Origin of the sequence: Pseudomonas sp. I2 (genome assembly GCF_040984075.1) — a bacterium.
Lineage (GTDB): Bacteria > Pseudomonadota > Gammaproteobacteria > Pseudomonadales > Pseudomonadaceae > Aquipseudomonas > Aquipseudomonas guariconensis_B.
In genome coordinates this window covers 1-381 of record NZ_JBCGFQ010000241.1, presented here as the reverse complement: position 1 = coordinate 381, position 381 = coordinate 1, and the positions used below count along the sequence as shown (strand labels likewise).

1 protein-coding gene is annotated in these 381 nt (G+C 54.1%); it reads right to left on the bottom strand.

The features are described from left to right. On the bottom strand, positions 1–381 hold a 381-nt coding region (locus WCE05_RS26440; protein WP_368816900.1), incomplete at both ends, for a DUF3300 domain-containing protein.

Below are 381 nucleotides of genomic sequence, written 5' to 3'. Positions count from 1 at the left end.
ACTTCAGCGAGCCGGTTTGTTGCGCCAGTTGCCGCAATCGCTGTACCGAGTCCATCACGTCCTGCGGCTGCGCCAGAAAAGCATCGCCCAGGTTTTGCACCCATTGCGGGTTTTCGCCCATCAATGCCATCAACTGTGGAAAGGCCACCAGTGATTTGACGCTGGCGTCCCAGGGCTGGTCAGATACCGCCTGAATAGCAGCATCGCCTTGTTTAAGTGGATTATCGTGCGACCATTGCACTGCTTGAGCAACGTTTGCCGGATAGGTTGATGCCATTAACACTTGTGAAAGCAGAGAGTCGGGGTATAGCGCGACAGGTGCAACCCATTGATCTATTTGAGCAGTGCTGAATGCGGATTTGACGACGGCAGGTGTTACAG